The organism is Shinella lacus (assembly GCF_010994755.1).
Taxonomy (GTDB): Bacteria; Pseudomonadota; Alphaproteobacteria; order Rhizobiales; family Rhizobiaceae; genus Shinella; species Shinella lacus.
In genome coordinates this window covers 14577-32806 of record NZ_WHSB02000025.1, presented here as the reverse complement: position 1 = coordinate 32806, position 18230 = coordinate 14577, and the positions used below count along the sequence as shown (strand labels likewise).

The 18230-nt window shown below is 65.1% G+C and carries 17 protein-coding genes; 10 read left to right on the top strand and 7 right to left on the bottom strand.

Features of this window, described 5'->3' with window-relative positions; all coding sequences use genetic code 11:
- Positions 1-194: 194 nt before the first annotated feature.
- From GB927_RS32840 to GB927_RS32815, 6 genes are all read left to right on the top strand, one after another.
- Positions 195-1196, top strand: a complete 1002-nt coding sequence (locus GB927_RS32840) for a glycoside hydrolase family 5 protein (protein ID WP_256121362.1) — start codon at positions 195-197, stop codon at positions 1194-1196.
- Between the two features lie 318 nt (positions 1197-1514).
- Complete coding sequence (locus GB927_RS32835) at positions 1515-1769, top strand: acyl carrier protein (protein WP_256121361.1); 255 nt, start codon at positions 1515-1517, stop codon at positions 1767-1769.
- Complete coding sequence (locus GB927_RS32830) at positions 1766-2938, top strand: acyl-CoA dehydrogenase family protein (RefSeq protein ID WP_256121360.1); 1173 nt, start codon at positions 1766-1768, stop codon at positions 2936-2938. The genes GB927_RS32835 and GB927_RS32830 overlap by 4 nt, the downstream gene beginning before the upstream one ends.
- Before the next feature lie 5 nt (positions 2939-2943).
- On the top strand, positions 2944-3858 hold the full coding sequence (locus GB927_RS32825) for an amino acid--[acyl-carrier-protein] ligase (RefSeq protein ID WP_256121359.1): 915 nt from the start codon (positions 2944-2946) through the stop codon (positions 3856-3858).
- Positions 3859-3860: 2 nt separating this feature from the next.
- Positions 3861-4829, top strand: coding sequence for a DUF1839 family protein (locus GB927_RS32820; RefSeq protein WP_256121358.1), 969 nt, complete (start codon positions 3861-3863; stop codon positions 4827-4829).
- Positions 4830-4874: 45 nt separating this feature from the next.
- Positions 4875-7280 carry a glycoside hydrolase family 2 protein gene (locus GB927_RS32815; RefSeq protein ID WP_256121376.1) on the top strand — a complete coding sequence of 802 codons (2406 nt, stop codon included), beginning with the start codon at positions 4875-4877 and terminating at the stop codon, positions 7278-7280.
- A 69-nt stretch (positions 7281-7349) separates the two neighbouring features.
- Here the strand turns inward: GB927_RS32815 and GB927_RS32810 are convergent, their stop codons facing one another.
- Positions 7350-7541 (bottom strand): hypothetical protein, encoded by a 192-nt coding sequence (locus tag GB927_RS32810; RefSeq protein WP_256121356.1) that lies wholly within the window; start codon positions 7539-7541, stop codon positions 7350-7352.
- A 151-nt stretch (positions 7542-7692) separates the two neighbouring features.
- On the opposite strand from GB927_RS32810, the gene GB927_RS32805 reads away from it, so the two are divergent.
- Positions 7693-8274 (top strand): IMPACT family protein, encoded by a 582-nt coding sequence (locus tag GB927_RS32805; protein WP_256121355.1) that lies wholly within the window; start codon positions 7693-7695, stop codon positions 8272-8274.
- A gap of 258 nt (positions 8275-8532) precedes the next feature.
- A complete protein-coding gene (locus GB927_RS32800) occupies positions 8533-9192 on the top strand; it encodes a peroxiredoxin (RefSeq protein ID WP_256121354.1) in 660 nt (219 codons plus the stop codon).
- A 168-nt stretch (positions 9193-9360) separates the two neighbouring features.
- Here the strand turns inward: GB927_RS32800 and GB927_RS32795 are convergent, their stop codons facing one another.
- The 4 genes from GB927_RS32795 to gcl all read right to left on the bottom strand — a co-directional run bounded on the left by GB927_RS32795 (position 9361) and on the right by gcl (position 14291).
- Positions 9361-10629, bottom strand: a complete 1269-nt coding sequence (locus GB927_RS32795) for a glycerate kinase type-2 family protein (RefSeq protein ID WP_256121353.1) — start codon at positions 10627-10629, stop codon at positions 9361-9363.
- 167 nt (positions 10630-10796) lie between these two features.
- Positions 10797-11681, bottom strand: coding sequence for a 2-hydroxy-3-oxopropionate reductase (locus tag GB927_RS32790; protein ID WP_256121352.1), 885 nt, complete (start codon positions 11679-11681; stop codon positions 10797-10799).
- A gap of 35 nt (positions 11682-11716) precedes the next feature.
- Positions 11717-12496, bottom strand: a complete 780-nt coding sequence (gene hyi / locus GB927_RS32785; RefSeq protein WP_256121351.1) for a hydroxypyruvate isomerase — start codon at positions 12494-12496, stop codon at positions 11717-11719.
- Positions 12497-12506: 10 nt separating this feature from the next.
- A complete protein-coding gene (gene gcl / locus GB927_RS32780) occupies positions 12507-14291 on the bottom strand; it encodes a glyoxylate carboligase (RefSeq protein WP_256121350.1) in 1785 nt (594 codons plus the stop codon).
- Positions 14292-14456: 165 nt separating this feature from the next.
- Here gcl and bhcR point away from each other — a divergent pair, with 165 nt between their 5' ends.
- Both bhcR and GB927_RS32770 read left to right on the top strand, forming a co-directional pair.
- Entirely contained in the window at positions 14457-15284 is an 828-nt protein-coding gene (gene bhcR / locus GB927_RS32775; RefSeq protein WP_256121349.1) for an HTH-type transcriptional regulator BhcR, read from the top strand.
- 55 nt (positions 15285-15339) lie between these two features.
- Positions 15340-15636, top strand: coding sequence for a hypothetical protein (locus tag GB927_RS32770; RefSeq protein WP_256121348.1), 297 nt, complete (start codon positions 15340-15342; stop codon positions 15634-15636).
- Here the strand turns inward: GB927_RS32770 and guaD are convergent, their stop codons facing one another.
- Together guaD and GB927_RS32760 are read right to left on the bottom strand one after the other, a co-directional pair.
- Positions 15637-16971, bottom strand: coding sequence for a guanine deaminase (gene guaD, locus GB927_RS32765; protein ID WP_256121347.1), 1335 nt, complete (start codon positions 16969-16971; stop codon positions 15637-15639).
- Positions 16968-18209 (bottom strand): urate hydroxylase PuuD, encoded by a 1242-nt coding sequence (locus GB927_RS32760; protein WP_256121346.1) that lies wholly within the window; start codon positions 18207-18209, stop codon positions 16968-16970. The genes guaD and GB927_RS32760 overlap by 4 nt, the downstream gene beginning before the upstream one ends.
- Positions 18210-18230: the final 21 nt, after the last annotated feature.

Below are 18230 nucleotides of genomic sequence, written 5' to 3'. Positions count from 1 at the left end.
CCAGCGCTTGCAATCTCTTAATCCTGTTCGCCAAAGAAGCGCTGCCTTAACGCTGCCTTAAGATCGTCGGAGTCTTGATCGGCGCGAATGGGCGCAACGCCCTATCGCGGGACGAACCGGTGCGACAGCCGGCACGGAGACAAGGCATGCGATCCTCATCCGGCGCGGTAATATTTTTTCGGGCGGTGGCGGCCATGGTGGCGATAGCGGTTCCCGTTACGGCGAGCGCGGGCTGCCTGCGCGGCGTCAATCTCGCCGGCGCCGAATTCGGCGAGGGGCGCGGCACCTTCGACAAGGACTATACCTATCCCTCGAAGGAGACGATCGCCTATTTCGCCGGCAAAGGATTCAATGCGGTGCGCCTGCCCTTCAAGTGGGAACGGCTGCAACCGCGCCTCAACCGCGGCTTCGACAAGGCGGAGCGCAAGCGGCTGGCCGGCACTGTGAAGGCCCTGCGCGCTGCCGGCATGACCGTCATCCTCGACCCGCACAACTATGCTTATTACGGCGACAAGCAGATCGGCTCGACCGAGGTGCCGGACAGCGCGTTTGCCGATTTCTGGCAGCGGCTTGCCGAGGACTACAAGGATGACGACGGCGTGCAGTTCGGCCTGATGAACGAACCGCACGACGTGCCGGCCACGCAATGGCTCGCCTCCGCCAATGCCGCCGTCGCCGCCATCCGCGAGACAGGCGCGAAAAACCTCGTGCTGGTGCCCGGCACGGCCTGGACCGGCGCACACAGCTGGGAGGAAGAGCGCGAGGGCGGCGCGAACGGCACCGTCATGCTTGGCATCGCGGACCCGGCTGATAACCACGCCTACGAGGTGCACCAGTACCTGGACGGCGACTTTTCCGGAAAAGCAACGACCTGCGAACGCGCCGACGATGCCGTGAAAGCGCTGGAGCGCTTTACGGACTGGCTGAAGCGCAACGGCAAGCGCGGCTTCCTCGGCGAGTTCGGCGGCTCGGCCGACCAGACCTGCCTGGATGGCCTTGCCCGAATGACGGCGCTTGTCGGCAAGGAACAGGACGTCTGGACCGGCTGGACCTATTGGGCCGGCGGCGACTGGTGGCCGGCCACCGAGCCGCTCAACATCCAGCCGACCGCCGACGGCGACCGTCCGCAGCTTGCGGCCCTTGTCGCCGGCGGCGAACTGCCGGCCAAGCCCGGAAGCTGCCCTGCGCTGCCCTGACCCATTCCGCCAGCCTGAATTTCGCCTTGTCCCACACGCTTTGCGATTATGGCTAACAGAGCTTCAACAGCGCCGAAGCGTGCCGTTCTAGAACACCGCCCCTCCCGCGCAATGCACTGCAAAACCGGGGCTCTTCGATCTTCCTTCATGAAGCTTCACAATGGGTCGCCTCACCTTGATGCAGCCCTCCGGCGCGCTTCACGAAATCTTATCCATGTCCTTTCAGCCGATATTATCAACCGTCGGTTATGCCTTTTGGGAAGAATACGCCAAGAGCCCGCTGTCCGGCCGGCACATGAAAACGATGGAGAAAGCGACATGAAGCAGAAGATCCGTGACATCCTGGCAAAACACGGCGCCCTCCCGGTTCCGGTCGATCAGCTTGCGGAAGATTCCGATCTCTATGCGGCCGGCCTTTCCTCCTTCGCTTCCGTGCAGGTGATGCTCGGCATCGAGGAAGCCTTCGACGTCGAGTTCCCCGACAATCTCCTGAACCGCAAGTCCTTCCAGAGCATCGCCGCGATCACGCGGGCGGTCGAAGGCCTGACCGGCAGCGCGGAGGCCGCCGAATGACCATGACCGTCGGTACGAGCTTCGCGGAACGCGCCCAGCGGGTCTCCGCCGTGGCCGCAGTGCATGCCGACGACGTGGACGCCAGGGGCCGCTTCCCGCGGGAAGCCGTCGACGCGATGATCGCCGAACGGCTGCTGTCGATCCAGATCCCTACCAGCCTCGGCGGCGAGGATGCGAGCGTCTCCGAGATCGCCGAGGCCTGTTCGCTTCTCGGCCAGAGCTGCTCGGCCGCCGCCATGGTTTTCGCCATGCACCACATCAAGCTTTCGAGCCTCGTCACGCATGGCGCCGACAGCGCCTGGCATTCCGCCTTCATGCGCCGCGTCGCGGACGAACAGCTGCTGCTCGCCTCGGCGACGACCGAAGGCGGCATCGGCGGCAATCTGCGCAACAGCATCTGCGCCATCGAGATAGACGGCGACACCTGCCGGCTCACCAAGGACGCGACCGTCATCTCCTATGGTGCACATGCCGACGCGATCCTCATCACGTCGCGCGCCCATGCCGACGCCGCCTCGACCGATCAGGTCATGACCGTCTTCACGAAGGACCAGTATACGCTGGAGCAGACCCATGTCTGGGACACGCTCGGCATGCGCGGCACCTGCTCGGACGGCTGGCTGTTCAAGGGCGAGGCGCCGAAAGAACAGATCCTTCCCAAACCCTTTGCCGAGATCGCCGCGCAGTCGATGCTCGCCACATCGCACCTGTTGTGGAGCGGTGTGTGGTACGGCATCGCGGTCAACGCCGTCGCCCGCGCTCAGGCCTTCGTGCGTGCCGCCGCCCGCAAGAGCCCCGGTGTGGCACCGCCCGGCGCATTACGCCTTGCGGAAGCCTCGAACCTGCTCCAGCTCGTCAAGTCGAACACGATCGCCGGGCTCAAGGAATATGAAGCCGCCAAGGCCGATCCGGACAAGCTGTCCTCCATGGGCTTTGCGGTGGCGATGAACAACGTGAAGATCGCCTCTTCGGAAACGGTCCTCACGATCATCAACCAGGCGATGCTGATCTGCGGCATCATGGGCTACAAAAACGGTACGCCCTTCAGCCTCGGCCGGCACCTGCGCGATGCGCATTCGGCCCAGCTCATGATCTCCAACGACCGCATTCTCGGCAATACGTCGAACCTGCTGCTCGTTCACAAACAAGACACCAGCCTGACGGGGTGAAACCGATGGACATGCAAACCTCTCTTCTCGACAGGCTCTTCTCAACCGGCCTGCTCATCGATACCGGCGTGGAAGGCCTCTATGGCCGCAGCGGCGCCTTCGAGGACGTCATCGCCCGCTTCGAGCGGCTGATCGATGCCTATGGCGGCGCCGACGGCGCGGAGGCCATGCGCTTTCCGCCGGGCATGAACCGCGCGCATTTCGAGACGTCCGGCTACATGAAGAGCTTTCCGCAGCTCGCCGGCACCGTGCACAGCTTCTGCGGCGGCGAACTCGACCATATGAGCCTGCTGCAATGCATGGAAGTCGGCGGCGACTGGATGAAGGATCAGAAGCCGACCGATATCGTGCTGACGCCGGCCGCCTGCTATCCGCTTTATCCGACGATCGCCAAGCGCGGCCGTTTGCCGGCTAAGGGTGGCCTCTACGACCTGCAATCCTACTGCTTCCGCCACGAGCCCTCGAACGATCCGGCCCGCCAGCAGCTTTTCCGCATGCGCGAATATGTCTGCATGGGCACGCAGGATCATGTGACGGAGTTCCGCCAGACCTGGATGGACCGTGGCCTCGAAATGATGGCCAAGGTCGGCCTCGACGTGACGATGGATGTCGCGAACGACCCGTTCTTCGGCCGCGCCGGCCGCATGCTCGCCAACAACCAGCGCGACCAGAACCTGAAGTTCGAGCTGCTGATCCCCGTGACGTCAGCCGCCAAGCCGACGGCCTGCATGAGCTTCAACTACCATCAGGACGCATTTGGCGCCAAGTGGGGCCTGAACCTCGAAAACGGCGACGTCGCGCACACCGCCTGCGTCGGCTTCGGCCTGGAACGCATCGCGCTCGCGCTCTTCGCCCGCCATGGCCTCGATATCGCCCTTTGGCCGGCCGAGGTCCGCAAGGTGCTGGGATACCAGGACTGAGCATGGCCGCCGTCTTCGCCGGGGCCGATCCCGAGACCTACCGGCCGCACGCGCTGCACGATGCGGAGCGCATGTGGCCGGAGACCAACTGCTATGTCGATCTCTGGATCGAGGTGCTGAACGCCTTCGGCACCACGCCGGAGGCGATGCTCGGGTTTTCCGTGACCCAGGACTTCGAGGGCGACCAGTTCACCTTCTTCAAGGTGCCGCTGGAAGACCTCGAAAGCCTCTACGGCATCCGCGCGACGGAACTCGCCATCTTCGACAGGGTTGAGACACACGTCGCGACCCAGATCGCGCGCGGCCGCCTCTGCCTCGTCGAGATGGACAGTTTTTACATGCCCGATACCCGCGGCGTCGCCTATGGCCAGGAGCATGGCAAGACGACGGTGGCGATCAACCGGCTGGACCTTGAGAACAAGCGGCTCGACTATTTCCACAATGCCGGCTTCTTCCGGCTGGAGGGTGCGGATTTCGACGGCCTGTTCCATTTGAACGACGGCCCGGACGAGCTGCCCTTCCTGCCCTATACGGAATTCGCCAAATTCCCGGACAAACGGCCTGACGAGGCGCATCTCCGCCGTGAAGCCAGGCGCCTGCTCGCCGTCCATTTCGCCCGGCGCCCGGCGGCAAACCCGGTCGCGGCTTTCGCGAGCGTCTTCCCGCACCAGGTGGAAGCGGTGGCGGATCGCCCCTTCGGCTTCTTCCACAAATACGCCTTCAACACGCTGCGCCAGCTCGGCGCGAATTTCGAGCTTGCCGGCAGCCACCTCGACTGGATCGCGCCCGATGGCAGCCTCACTGAGGCCGCCGAGGCCGCGCGGAAAATATCCGAGACGGCGAAATCCGTGCAGTTCCAGATCGCCCGCGCCGTGACCCGCCGCAAGTTCGAACCGCTGGCAACCGCGCTCGATCCGGCGATCGAAGCCTGGGACAGGCTGATGGCGACGCTTGCCGCCCGCATCTGCTGACGGAGGATGTCCTTGACCGGAAACGATCTTTCGAGCGGCTGGCGCATGATCCTGACGCCCGCCGGCGCCGCCGCGGAGCCTGCGGCGCTCGAAGCCTTTTCCGATGTCATCGATGCTCCCGTACCCGGCACCGTCGCCGGTGCGCTGGAACGCGCCGGCCGCTTCGACCGGACGGCACCCGCGCCGCTCGATCATCTCGACGCCTGGTATGTGCTCGACCTCGCCGAGGCACCGGGAGCGGCTGTCCTGCATTTCGACGGCCTCGCCACGATCGCCGAAGTCTGGTGGAACGATGCGCTGGTGCTGTCCTCCGACAGCATGTTCGTCCGTCACGACCTGCCCGTCACGCTCACCGGCAACGACCGCCTTGCCCTCTGCTTCCGCGCGCTGAAACCGCATCTGGAGAAACGCGCCCCCCGCGCCCGCTGGCGGCCGCAGATGATCACGCCGCAGGGCCTGCGCCTCGTGCGCACCACGCTGCTGGGCCGCATGCCGGGCTGGTGCCCCGAAGTTCATGCAGCCGGCCCCTGGCGTCCCGTGCGCCTCTCGCGGCCCACGCCCGCCGTTCCTGCTGATATCCGGATTTCCGCGCGGCTCGATGAGGATGGCACCGGGCGGCTCGACGTTCGCTTCAGCTTCGACAACGCCACGCCGCCGACGGTGGAATGCGCGGGCGAAACTGCTGTCGCCGTGCCCGATGGCGAAGGCGTTTTCAGCGCCAGCCTCACGATTCCCGACGTCGCAGCCTGGTGGCCGCGCACGCATGGCAAGCCCGTTCTGCATGACGTCTCCCTCGTCGCGGACGGCATGCGCCACACGATCGGCCGCACCGGCTTCCGCCGCATCGCAATCGACCGCGGCTCGGATGGGCGGGATTTTGCGCTCCTCGTCAACGGCGTAAAAGTCTTCTGCCGCGGCGCCGTTTGGACGACCACCGATATCGTCGATCTTCCCGGTAATCGCGAGCGCTACGAACCGCTGCTGAAACTTGCCGCGGACGCCAACATGAACATGCTGCGCATTGGCGGCACCATGGCCTATGAGACGCCGGCCTTCTTTGCGCTGTGCGACGAACTCGGGCTGATGGTCTGGCAGGATTTCCAGTTCGCCAATTTCGATTACCCGGCAAACGATCCCGCCTTTATGGAGAACGTGCGCAAGGAGGTATCCCAGTTACTCGACGCGACCGCCGCGTCGCCATCGCTCGCCGTGCTGTGCGGCGGCAGCGAGATCGACCAGCAGGCGGCGATGCTCGGCCTGCCGGAAGCGTCGTGGGCCGGGCCGCTGACCCGCGAAATCCTGCCCTCGCTGGTGGTCAAGCATCGCCCCGACGTGCCCTATGTCGAAAACTCGCCGAGCGGCGGCGCGATGCCTTTTTCGCCGAATGCCGGCGTGACGCATTATTACGGCGTCGGCGCCTATTGCCGGCCGCTGGAGGATGCGCGGCGCGCAGAAGTGCGCTTCTCCGCCGAAAGCCTCGCCTTCGCCAATGTGCCGGAGCAGCAGACGCTCGACGCCCATTTGCCCGTGCCCGCCGTGCACGATCCGCGCTGGAAGGCCCGCGTGCCGCGCGACCGGGGTGCCTCATGGGATTTCGAGGATGTGCGCGACCACTATCTCGGCCTGCTCTACGGCCATGACCCGGCGCGCCTGCGCCGAGAGGACCCCGCCCGCTATCTCGATCTCTCACGCGCCGTCGTGGCCGAGGTCATTGAGGCGACCTTTGCCGAATGGCGCCGGTCGCAATCCACCTGCAACGGCGCGCTGGTCTGGACCTTCCAGGACCTGCTGCCCGGCGCCGGCTGGGGCATCGTGGATGTAACCGGCCTACCGAAATCCGCCTGGCATGCGCTGCGCCGCGCCTTCCGTCCGGTGCAGGTCGTGCTTTCCGACGAGGGCACCAACGGGCTGGACGTGCACGTCATCAACGACAGTGCGGATGAAAAACATCTTGTGCTGGAGCTTTCCTGCCTGCGCCATGGCCGCCAGGCTGTCGTCAGCGGACGGCGCGCGATCACGCTTGCCCCGCATTCGGCCGAAACGCTGCCAGCAACCGACCTCTTCGGCGCCTTCTTCGACACGACCTATGCCTTCCGCTTCGGCCCGCCCTCCCACGACGTGACCGTCGGACGGCTAAGCGATGCCGATGGAACGGTTGTTTCGGAAGCGTTTCATTTCCCGCGCGACCGGGCGGAGGCCCTGTTTTCCGCTGCCGCGACGGCGGCGCTGCGGCAGGATGCGGAAGGCTGGGTTCTGGATGTTTCGGCGGATCGTTTCGCCCAGTCCATCGCAATCGAGGCCGAAGGCTTCGTGTCATCGGACAACTGGTTCCACCTGGCGCCCGGCGCCCTGAAAACCATCCGCCTTGCGCCCCGCGCCGCCACCGATCCGGCGGCAAAACCCGTGGGAGAAATCCGCGGCCTCGGCCTGGAGGCCGTCGTCAGTTTTTGAGCTTTATGCGGGACGTCGAAGACCGGACCACAGGAAATCACCGATGATTTTCTGTAGTCGGCCCGTGCTTCAGAAGAAAACGTGCAACGGCCACTGCACCGGGCGGCGGGAATAGGAAAGCCGGCTGCCTTCGAGCGGAAGCCTGTCCTGCTCGCCGGAATCAACCGTCTCTTCGACCTCGCGGGCTTCTTCGGTCTTCGGCTGGAAGCCGACCGGATAGAGGTTGAAGTAACCGAGCGTCACGCCACCGAGATACATCATGCCATCGCTTCCGTTGCTGTTACGATCCGGTCAACATCATGGCAAAATCGTGGCATCTGTCAATAGTCCATAAAATTGGTGCTCTATTCGACCCTTGATTGCACGGCGCCCGTGGGGGTACGAGGCATATCCACGCCACCGGATCGACCCCTTGTACACGCTGGACCAGACCGAGACTTTCGAGCAGGACATCCGCAAGAGCCGGTTCCGCGCGATCGCCTGTCCGGTCGAGAGCGAGGCGGAGGCGAAGGCCCGGCTGGCGGAGGTTTCCGACACGGTGGCCACCCACAATTGCTGGGCCTGGCGGATCGGCCAGGCCTACCGCTTCAGCGATGACGGCGAGCCGAGCGGGACGGCGGGAAAGCCGATCCTGCAGGCAATCGACGGGCAGGCGCTCGATCGCACGCTCGTCGTCGTTACGCGCTGGTTCGGCGGCATTCTTCTGGGCAGCGGCGGGCTGATCCGCGCCTATGGCGGCACGGCAGCCCTCTGCCTGCGCGCCGCCGCCAAGACCGAATATGTCCAGCGGGTCGCGCTCTCCGTCTCGCTCGGCTTTTCCGATCTCGCCCTGGTGAAGGCGCGGCTTGCCGCGCTGCCGGGGCTGGTGATGGACGACGAGGCCTATCACGATACGGGCGCGCGCCTCTCCTTCCGCGTGCCGGCGGACAAGGCGGAGGAGACCGGCCGACTGATCGTGGATCTCACCAGCGGGCGGGCCGAAATCGGCGATTGAGGCCAGATTCACCCCGCCCGCCAAAATAAAATCCCCTTCCATTTCGCGCCCTTTCCGGAGAACGGTTTGGCGCGGCGGCGAAGCAACGCCGAATGCCGTGTTGCGAGGGGCGGGATAGACGCAAAGATGCGCTCCCGGCCTCTCCGGCAGCGACGGCTTGCCGCTATAGGCAAGGCGGAATTTTCGTTCTACACCCGCCGGGATATATTCTCGCGGGCCGTTTGCCTGCGATCCCGCACGACAGAGAGGACGAGACCCATGAGCCTGCGCATCAACGACATCGCTCCGGACTTCACCGCCGAAACCACCGCCGGCACGATCGGCTTCCATGAGTGGATCGGCGACGGCTGGGCCGTGCTCTTCTCGCACCCCAAGAATTTTACCCCGGTCTGCACCACCGAGCTCGGCGCCATGGCCGGCCTTGAAGGCGAATTCCGCAAGCGCGGCGTCAAGATCATCGGCATCTCGGTCGATCCGGTCGAAAGCCACGGCAAGTGGAAGAACGACATCCGCACCGCCACCGGCTTCGACGTGGAATATCCGCTGATCGGCGACAAGGACCTCGCGGTCGCAAAACTCTACGACATGCTGCCGGCCGCCGCCGGTGAGACGTCCGAAGGCCGCACGCCCGCCGACAATGCCACGGTGCGCTCGGTCTTCGTCATCGGCCCGGACAAGAAGATCAAGCTGATCCTCACCTACCCGATGACGACCGGCCGCAATTTCGCGGAAATCCTGCGCGCGATCGATTCGATCCAGCTCACCAGCAAGCACCAGGTGGCAACGCCCGCCAACTGGCAGCAGGGCGAGGACGTCATCATCACCGCCGCCGTTTCCAACGAGGACGCCATCACCCGCTTCGGCGCCTTCGACACGGTGCTGCCGTATCTGCGCAAGACCAAGCAGCCGGCCGCCTGATCCGGCACCGGCCAGAGAGCGCCAACCTCTCCTGTGTCATGCTCGGGCTTGACCCGAGCATCCACCGCCTCTCCGCTGCATGGATCCTCGGCTCAAGGCCGAGGATGACGTTGGTGGGGAGGAGGGCGACGAAACAGAACAGCCCCGGCTTGCCGGGGCTGTTTTCATTTACTGGATGAGGATGGCGCGGAAATCGTTGACGTTGGTGCCGGTCGGGCCGGGCACGAAGAGGTCGCCGAGCGCGTCGAAGGCGGTCCAGCTGTCGTTGCGGCCGAGATAGTCGGCGGCGTCCTTGCCCTTGCCGGCGAGGCGCGCGACGGTGGTGCCGTCGGCGAAGGCGCCGGCATTGTCTTCCGAACCGTCGATGCCGTCCGTATCGGCGGCGAGCGCGGAAAGGCCGTCGAGGCCGTCGGTGGCGCAGGCGAAGGACAGCAGGAACTCGCCGTTGCGGCCGCCCTTGCCCTTGCCCTTGATGGTCACGGTCGTTTCACCGCCGGAGAGCACGACGACGGGTTTCTGGAACGGCCGGTCGCGGCGCACCACTTCGGCGGCGATCGCGGCATGCACGCGACCGACTTCGGCGGCCTCGCCCTCGATGGCATCGGAGAGGATGACGGCCTCGACGCCGGCCTTGCGCGCAACGTCCGCGGCGGCCTCCAGCGAGACGGCGGCCGAGGCGACGAGCTTCACCTCGTTGCGGGCGAAGCAGGCATCGGACGGTAGCGGCGGCTCGTCCTGGCCGTCGCGGATATGGCGCATCACGGCTTCGGGCAGGTCGAGGCGGTAGCGTTCGATGAAGCGCAGCGCGTCGGCGCGGGTGGTGGCGTCGGCGATGGTCGGGCCGGAGGCGACGAGGGCGGGGTTGTCGCCGGGAATATCGGAGACGACGAGGGAGACGACGCGGGCTGGATGGGCGAGGGCGGCAAGACGGCCGCCCTTGATGCGCGAGACCTGCTTGCGCACGGCATTCATGGCGCTGATCGGCGCGCCGGAGGCGAGCAGGGCGCGGTTGACGGCGATTTCGTCCGCGAGCGTCAGGTCGCCGGCGGGTGCGGGCAGCAGGGCGGAGCCGCCGCCGCAGATCAGCGCCACGACGAGATCGTCTTCGGTGAGGCCGCGCACGGCGGCCATCAGCCGGCCGGAGGCGAGCAGGCCGCTGTCATCCGGCACCGGATGGGCGGCTTCGAGCACTTCGATGCGCTCGCAGGGAACGGCATAGCCATAGCGCGTGACGATCACGCCGGTCAGCGGCGCATCCCACAGGCGCTCGAAGGCGCGGGCCATCTGCGCGGCACCCTTGCCGGCGCCGATCACCACCGTGCGGCCCTTCGGTTTTTCCGGCAGGTTGGCGGCCAGCACCTTTTCCGGATCGGCGGCGGCGACCGCGGCGTGAAAGAGCGTTTCGAGAAAGGCGCGCGGATCGGCGATATCAGGCATGGGGTTCCTCCAAGTCTGCGGAATGCTGGTCTTATGAACACGAAGCCCCTCATCCGCAAGCCTGCGTCACCTCCCGAATGAAGATGATGCGGCGGGATGAGGGGCTCGTATTTCCTCCTCCAGGATGGGTGACCGGGCGGGGCTCCCCTCCCCGCCCGGTCAGGCCGTCATGCGACGGCGTGGTTCGCCATGCGCTCCAGCGCCGTGACGAGACCTGAGTGATCGAGGCCGGCATCGCCGTGGGCGGCGCACTGGTTGAAGAGTTCCTGCGTTGAGGCGGTGTTGGGCAGCGAAACGCCCAGCGCCTTGGCGCCCTGGAGGGCCAGGTTCAGGTCCTTCTGGTGCAGCGAGATGCGGAAGCCCGGATCGAATGTACGCTTGACCATGCGCTCGCCATGCACTTCGAGAATGCGCGAGGAGGCGAAGCCGCCCATCAGCGCGGCACGCACGCGGGCCGGATCGGCACCGGCCTTCGAGGCGAAGACGAGCGCTTCGGCAACGGCCTCGATGGTCAGCGCCACGATGATCTGGTTGGCGACCTTGGTCACCTGGCCGTCACCGCAATCGCCGACGAGCGTGATGTTCTTGCCCATCAGCTGGAACAGCGGCAGCGCCCGGTCGAAACTTTCCTGCGAGCCGCCGGCCATGATGGAGAGCGTGGCGTTCTTGGCGCCCACTTCGCCGCCGGAAACCGGACCGTCGACATATTCGGCGCCGGTCGCGCGGATCTTCTTGGCGAATTCCTTGGTTTCGATCGGCGAGATCGAGCTCATGTCGATGACGAGCTTGCCGGCGGACAGCCCATAGGAGACGCCGTTTTCGCCGAACAGCACATCCTGCACTTCCGGGGTGTCCGGCAGCATGAGGATGATCGTGTCGACGGTCTCGGCCAGCGCCTTCGGGCTGTCGACGATCTTCAGGCCGTTGTCGAGGAGTTCCTGACGCGGCGCGATCGCGAATTTCGAGGTGATGATCGTGTGACCGGCGTCCTGAAGGTGACGCGCCATGGGCGTGCCCATGATGCCGAGGCCGATGAAACCGATATTTGCCATGATGCTAACTCCCAGTCTTGAAAATGTTTGGTGGCTCAGCGGCCGACTTCGGCCAGCCAGCCGAGGCCTTCCTGCGTGGTGGCGGCCGGCTTGTATTCGCAGCCGATCCAGCCGTCGTAGCCGAGCGCGTCGAGCGTCTTGAACACGAAGGGATAGGCGATCTCGCCGGTGCCCGGTTCATTTCGGCCCGGATTGTCGGCAAGCTGCACATGGGCGATTTTCGCCTGGTGCTTCTTGAAGGTGCCGATCAGTTCGCCCTCGGTGCGCTGCTGGTGGTAGAGGTCGTACTGGATGAACAGGTTGTCGCTACCGACTTCCGCGATGATCGAGGCCGCCTGATCGGGCGTGTTGAGGTAGAATCCCGGAATGTCGAAGCGGTTGATCGGCTCGATCAACAGCCGGATTCCGTGTTTGCCGAGTTCGGCGGCCGCGAGCTTCAGGTTGGCGACGAAGGTCGAGCGCAGCACTTCGTCGGAAGCGCCGACCGGGGCGATGCCGGACAGGCAGTTGACCTGCTTGCAGCCGAGCGCCGTCGCATAGTCGATGGCGGACGCCACGCCACGGCGGAACTCGTCGACGCGGTCCGGCAGGATGGCTATGCCGCGCTCGCCGCCGGCCCAGTTGCCGGCCGGCAGGTTGTGCAGCACCTGCGTCAACCCATGGAGATCAAGGGCGGCGCGCAGCGCTTCCTTGTCGAAATCATAGGGGAAGAGGTATTCCACACCCTCGAAGCCGGCCTTCGCGGCCAGCGCGAAGCGTTCGAGGAACGGCGCCTCGTTGAAGAGCATGGTCAGATTGGCCGCAAATTTCGGCATTTTTTTCTCCTTAGTCCAGCAGTGCCATCGTGGCCGTCGGGGCATCTTCGCCGCGTTCGGCAAGCTCCTCGAACTCGACGACGGCATTGATGTCGGCGCCCATGGCGATGTTGGTGATGCGCTCCAGGATGAACTCGATGACGACGGGAACCTGGTGCTCCTTCATCAGCGTCTGTGCCGTGTTGAAGGCTTCCTGGAATTCGTTCGGGCTGCGGACCCGGATCGCCTTGCAGCCAAGACCCTCGGCGACCGCGACATGGTCGACACCGTAGCCCGGCTCCGCATCGTCCGATGCATTGACGTTGTCGAAGGCGAGCGAGACTTCGAAGTCCATGTTGAAGCCGCGCTGGGCCTGGCGGATGAGGCCGAGATAGGAATTGTTCACGACCACATGCAGGTAGGGCAGCTTGTGCTGGGCACCGACCGCAAGCTCCTCGATGAGGAACTGGAAGTCATAGTCGCCGGACAGCGCCACGATCGGGCGGTCCGGATCGGCGGCACGCACGCCGAGCGCTGCCGGCAGCGTCCAGCCGAGCGGGCCGGCCTGGCCGCAATTGATCCAGTTGCGCGGCTTGTAGACATGCAGGAACTGCGCGCCGGCGATCTGCGAAAGGCCGATGGTCGAGACGTAGCAGGTGTCGCGGTCGAAGGCCTTGTTCATTTCCTCGTAGACGCGCTGCGGCTTGAGCGGCGTCTGGTCGAAATGGGTCTTGCGCAGCATGGTGCGCTTGCGCTCGCGGCATTCCTCGGCCCAACCGGACCAGTCGCGCAGCTTGCCGGCGACCTTCCACTCGGTCGCAACGTCGAGGAAGAGTTTAAGCGCGGCGCCGGCATCCGACACGATGCCGAAATCGGGCGTGAAGACGCGGCCGATCTGGGTCGGTTCGATGTCGACATGGACGAAGGTGCGACCCTCCGTATAGGTCGGGATATTGCCGGTGTGGCGGTTGGCCCAGCGGTTGCCGACGCCGAGAACGAAGTCGGAGGCGAGCATGGTCGCATTGCCGTAGCGGTGCGAGGTCTGCAGGCCGCACATGCCGGCCATCAGCGGATGGTCGTCCGGGATCGTGCCCCAGCCCATCAGCGTCGGGATGACCGGGACGCCGACGATCTCGGCGAATTCGACCAGGAGATCGGAGGCATCCGCATTGATGATGCCGCCGCCGGCGACGATCAGCGGCCGCTCGGATGCGTTCAGCATGGCGAGCGCCTTTTCCGCCTGGGCGCGGGTTGCGGCCGGCTTGTAGGGTTCGAGCGGCGCATAGGCGTCGATGTCGAATTCGATCTCGGCGAGCTGGACGTCGATCGGCAGGTCGATCAGGACCGGGCCGGGACGGCCCGAGCGCATGGTGTGGAACGCCTTCTGGAAGACATAGGGAACCAGGCCCGGCTCCATGACGGTGACGGCCCATTTGGTGACGGGGGCCGCGATCTTCGCGATGTCGACGGCCTGGAAATCCTCCTTGTCGAGGCGGGCGCGCGGCGCCTGGCCGGTGATGCAGAGGATCGGGATCGAGTCGGCCGAGGCCGAATAGAGGCCGGTGATCATGTCGGTGCCGGCGGGACCCGAGGTGCCGATGCACAGGCCGATATTGCCGGCGCGGGCACGGGTGTAACCTTCCGCCATGTGGCTTGCGCCCTCGACGTGGCGGGCGAGAACGTGGCGGACCGTGCCGCGCGCCCTCAGCGCCGAATAGAAGGGATTGATCGCAGCGCCCGGGACGCCGAAGGCACAATCAATGCCTTCCTTTTCCAGAACCAGGACCGCTGCATCGACAGCACGCATTTTTGCCATGGGAATTTCCTCCGTCTCTCGAGTTGGAAGGTAACCCATTTCCGATGGCGCGCAATCATAAAATGGAAATCAATCCCATCATGTGGAAATAAACATTTTCAACGAAACTGGAACAATCGATCCGGGCCAGCTATGTCATGACGTCGGCGGACAGGAGAAAACGACATGGCGGACCATCAGGAAAAGACGCGGGCCAAACCGGGCCGCAAGGCGGGCGAGAATGCGGCGCCCTCTTCGGTGCAGGTGCTCGACCGCAGCCTGAAACTGCTGGAACTGGTCGCGCAGGCCGATGGTGCCGGCCTGACCGAGCTTGCCGACCAGTCGGCGATGGCACCCTCCACCGTGCACCGGCTGCTCACCTCGCTTGCCCAGCACGGCATGGTCACCCACGACAACGAGACCGGCGCCTGGACGATCGGCGTGAAGGCCTTCGAGATCGGCACCGCGTATCTGCGCTTCCGCAAGCTCGGCACGATCAGCCGGCCCTTCCTGAAACAGCTGATGGAGGGCTGCGGCGAGACCGCCAACATCGCCATCGAGGATGACGGCGACGTGGTCTTCATCTCGCAGGTGGAAAGTCATGCGCCCATGCGCGCCTTCTTCCGCCCCGGCCGGCGCGGGCCGATCCATGCGTCCGGCATCGGCAAGGCGATCCTGTCGACCTGGCCGGATTCCCGCATCGAGGCGCTGCTCGCCGGCCGCACCTTGCAGCACTTTACCGACAAGACCCGTGACAGCGTGGCGATGCTTCTGGAGGATATCGCAAAGATCCGCATCCGCGGCTGGTCGATCGACGACGAGGAGCACACGCTCGGCATGCGCTGCGTGGCGGCACCGATCTTCGACGAATATGGCGAGGCCGTTGCGGGGATCTCGGTCTCGGGACCGGCGGTGCGCCTGCCGGACGAGAAGGTCGGCGCCTTCGGGCCGGTCGTGCGCGCGGCTGCGGAAGAGTTAACCAAGGCGATGGGTGGGCGGTCGAAGCGCGCTTGACTTTGCCGGCGAAGGGCTCAGTTTTGCCCGGTGAAAATCACGAGAGGATTTCCCGATGCGCATCGTCCGCCCCGCCGTTGCCACCGCCTTCGCGCTGCTTGCCGCAAGCCCGGCCTTTGCAAAGATCCCGCTCGTCAACGCCACCTGCCCCGGCAAGATCGAGGTCCATGCCGACGAAGGCGGGCCGATCTACATCAACGGCAAGGAAGCCAAGCTGCACGTCTTCAACGACAACTATTACGAGGCCAAGGGTGGCGGCGTGACGATCTCGCTCACCATCCGGCCGGACGGCTCGCCCGACGTGTCCTATACCGGACACGGCGGCGCGAACGGCGTTTGCACCGTCAAATAATCAGGCCGTTTCGAGAACGCGCTTTTCGACGGCCTTGCCCTTCCCCTTCATCGCCTTGCCGGCGACATAGACCTCGGCGACGCAGCGGTCGTCGCCCATGGTCTGGAGGATGAACAGCTCTTCGAGCAGCGAGGTCGCGGTGCGCATGCGATATTCCATCGCCGACTTGGCGTTGGAATCGAGCACGACGATGTCCGCATCCGCGCCGGAATGCAGCGAACCGATGTGGTTTTCCAGCCCGACCGCGCGGGCATTGCCGAGCGTCATGCGGTAGAACGAGCTGAACGGCGTCAGCCGCTGGCCCTGCAGGTGCAGCACCTTGTAGGCCTCGTCCATGGTTTCCAGCATGGAGAAGCTGGTGCCGCCGCCGACATCGGTGGCGACCGACCAGCGCGCGCCGAGCCTGTCGAAACGATCGCGGTCGAACAGGCCCGAGCCGAGGAAGAGGTTCGACGTCGGGCAGAAGACGCCGACGGCGCCGGTCTCCGCCAGAACCGAAACCTCCCGGTCGCTCAGGTAGATGCAATGGCCGAGCAGCATGCGGTCGTTCAGCAGGCCGTAGCGGGCGTAGATATCCGTATAGTCCTTCGCTTCCGGATAGAGCGAGGTGGCGAAGGCGATCTCGTCGCGGTTTTCCGAAAGGTGCGTCTGGACGTAGCAGGAGGGATGTTCGGCGACGAGTGCCTGGCTCATCTCCAGCTGCTCCGGCGTGGACGTGATGGCGAAGCGCGGGCTAATCGCATAATGCGCGCGGCCGCGGCCATGCCACTTCTCGATCAGCCGCTTGGTCTCGTCATAGCCCTGCTGCGGCGTGTCGCGCAGCGCGTCCGGCGCATTGCGGTCCATCATCACCTTGCCGCCGATCATGCGCATGCCGCGCGCTTCGGCCGCCGAGAAATAGGCGTCGACACTTTCGGGATGCACCGAGCAATAGGCGACGGCGGTCGTCGTGCCGTTCGAGAGCAGCTCGTCCATGAAACGATCGGCGACGGCCGCCGCATGGGCGGGACGCGAAAACTTCTGCTCCTCGACGAAGACATAGGTGTTCAGCCATTCGAGCAGCTGCGCGCCGTAGGAGGCGATCGCCTGGGTCTGCGGGAAATGCAGGTGCGTGTCGATGAGGCCGGGCAGGACGAGGTTCGGGCGGTGGTCGGCGACCTCGACCTCGGCACCGGCGAGCTTGCGGATATCGGCATAGTTGCCGGTCTCGACCACCTTGCCACCCCGCACGAAGACGGCGCCGTCCTCGAAATAGCGGTAGGAGGCGGTGTCATCGATGCCCTGCGGCTCGGCGACGAAGGTGAGCACGCGGCCCCGGATCAGACGTTCGCTCATTGGATTTTCTCCCCGCTCACGGCGCTTTCGTACCAGGAGACGAGGAGGCGGCGCTCCTCGTCGGAAATCTGCGTCAGGTTTGCCGGCGGCATGGCGTGGCTGCGGCCGGCCTGCAGATAGATCTCGCGGGCATGGGCGGCGATTTCGCCATCCGTTTCCAGCACCACGCCCTTCGGCGGGGCGATGATGCCTTCCCAGCCGGGTTCCTTGGCATGGCACATGGAACAGCGGCCGAGCACGGTGTCGCGGACCTTCGGGAAGGCTTCCGCCGTGATGAAGGACTGCTGCACCGCCGAGACCTTGGCATCCGCCGTCTCGCCGGTCAGCACCTTCGGCACCGTGGAGAGCCACATGATAAGGACGAAGAGCAGCGCGGTTGCAAGCCAGGTCCAGGTCGGGTTGCCGGCGTTGGCGTGGGTCGTGTTGAAATAGTGGCGGATGGTGACGCCCATCAGGAAGACCAGCGAGGCGATGATCCAGTTGAACTCCGTGCCGAAGGCCAGCGGATAGTGGTTCGACAGCATGAGGAACAGCACGGGCAGCGTCAGGTAGTTGTTGTGCGTGGAGCGCTGCTTGGCGATCTTGCCGTATTTCGGATCGGGCGTGCGGCCGGCGATGAGGTCGGCGACGACGACGCGCTGGTTCGGCATGATGATGAAGAACACGTTCGCCGACATGATCGTCGCCGTGAAGGCACCGAGATGCAGGAAGGCGGCGCGGCCAGTGAAGAGCTGGGTGTAGCCCCAGGCCACCGCGACCAGGATGAAATAGAGCGCCACCATCAGCCGCGTATTGTCGTTGCCGAAGGGCGACTTGCAGATGAGGTCGTAGATGATCCAGCCGAAGGCGAGCGAGGCCAGCGAAATGGCGATCGCCACGGGCTTGGAGACGTCGAGCACGTTCGGGTCGATCAGGTAGAGGTCGGCGCCCGCATAATAGACGAGACAGAGCATGCCGAAGCCGGAGAGCCAGGTGACGTAGCTTTCCCACTTGAACCAGACGAGGTGCTCGGGCATCGAGGCCGGCGCCACCAGGTATTTCTGGATGTGGTAGAAACCACCGCCATGCACCTGCCACTCCTCGCCATGCGCGCCCGGCGGCAGCGCGGGGTGCTTCTTCAGGCCCAGGTCGAGCGCGACGAAATAGAACGACGAGCCGATCCAGGCGATCGCCGTGATCACGTGCAGCCAGCGCACGGCAAACATCAGCCAATCCCAGGCTATGGCATATTCGTACATAGGGACCTCCACCCACTTTTC

Bases quoted from the DNA above. Each gene is read 5' to 3' on its own strand.
- GB927_RS32840 (WP_256121362.1), top strand. From the start codon at position 195: ATGGTGGCGATAGCGGTTCCCGTTACGGCGAGCGCGGGCTGCCTGCGC.
- hyi (WP_256121351.1), bottom strand. From the start codon at position 12,496: ATGCCGAAATTTGCGGCCAATCTGACCATGCTCTTCAACGAGGCGCCG.
- GB927_RS32760 (WP_256121346.1), bottom strand. From the start codon at position 18,209: ATGTACGAATATGCCATAGCCTGGGATTGGCTGATGTTTGCCGTGCGC.
- gcl (WP_256121350.1), bottom strand. From the start codon at position 14,291: ATGGCAAAAATGCGTGCTGTCGATGCAGCGGTCCTGGTTCTGGAAAAG.
- GB927_RS32830 (WP_256121360.1), top strand. From the start codon at position 1,766: ATGACCATGACCGTCGGTACGAGCTTCGCGGAACGCGCCCAGCGGGTC.
- guaD (WP_256121347.1), bottom strand. From the start codon at position 16,971: ATGAGCGAACGTCTGATCCGGGGCCGCGTGCTCACCTTCGTCGCCGAG.
- GB927_RS32825 (WP_256121359.1), top strand. From the start codon at position 2,944: ATGGACATGCAAACCTCTCTTCTCGACAGGCTCTTCTCAACCGGCCTG.
- GB927_RS32835 (WP_256121361.1), top strand. From the start codon at position 1,515: ATGAAGCAGAAGATCCGTGACATCCTGGCAAAACACGGCGCCCTCCCG.
- bhcR (WP_256121349.1), top strand. From the start codon at position 14,457: ATGGCGGACCATCAGGAAAAGACGCGGGCCAAACCGGGCCGCAAGGCG.
- GB927_RS32810 (WP_256121356.1), bottom strand. From the start codon at position 7,541: ATGATGTATCTCGGTGGCGTGACGCTCGGTTACTTCAACCTCTATCCG.
- GB927_RS32795 (WP_256121353.1), bottom strand. From the start codon at position 10,629: ATGCCTGATATCGCCGATCCGCGCGCCTTTCTCGAAACGCTCTTTCAC.
- GB927_RS32770 (WP_256121348.1), top strand. From the start codon at position 15,340: ATGCGCATCGTCCGCCCCGCCGTTGCCACCGCCTTCGCGCTGCTTGCC.
- GB927_RS32815 (WP_256121376.1), top strand. From the start codon at position 4,875: ATGATCCTGACGCCCGCCGGCGCCGCCGCGGAGCCTGCGGCGCTCGAA.
- GB927_RS32800 (WP_256121354.1), top strand. From the start codon at position 8,533: ATGAGCCTGCGCATCAACGACATCGCTCCGGACTTCACCGCCGAAACC.
- GB927_RS32820 (WP_256121358.1), top strand. From the start codon at position 3,861: ATGGCCGCCGTCTTCGCCGGGGCCGATCCCGAGACCTACCGGCCGCAC.
- GB927_RS32790 (WP_256121352.1), bottom strand. From the start codon at position 11,681: ATGGCAAATATCGGTTTCATCGGCCTCGGCATCATGGGCACGCCCATG.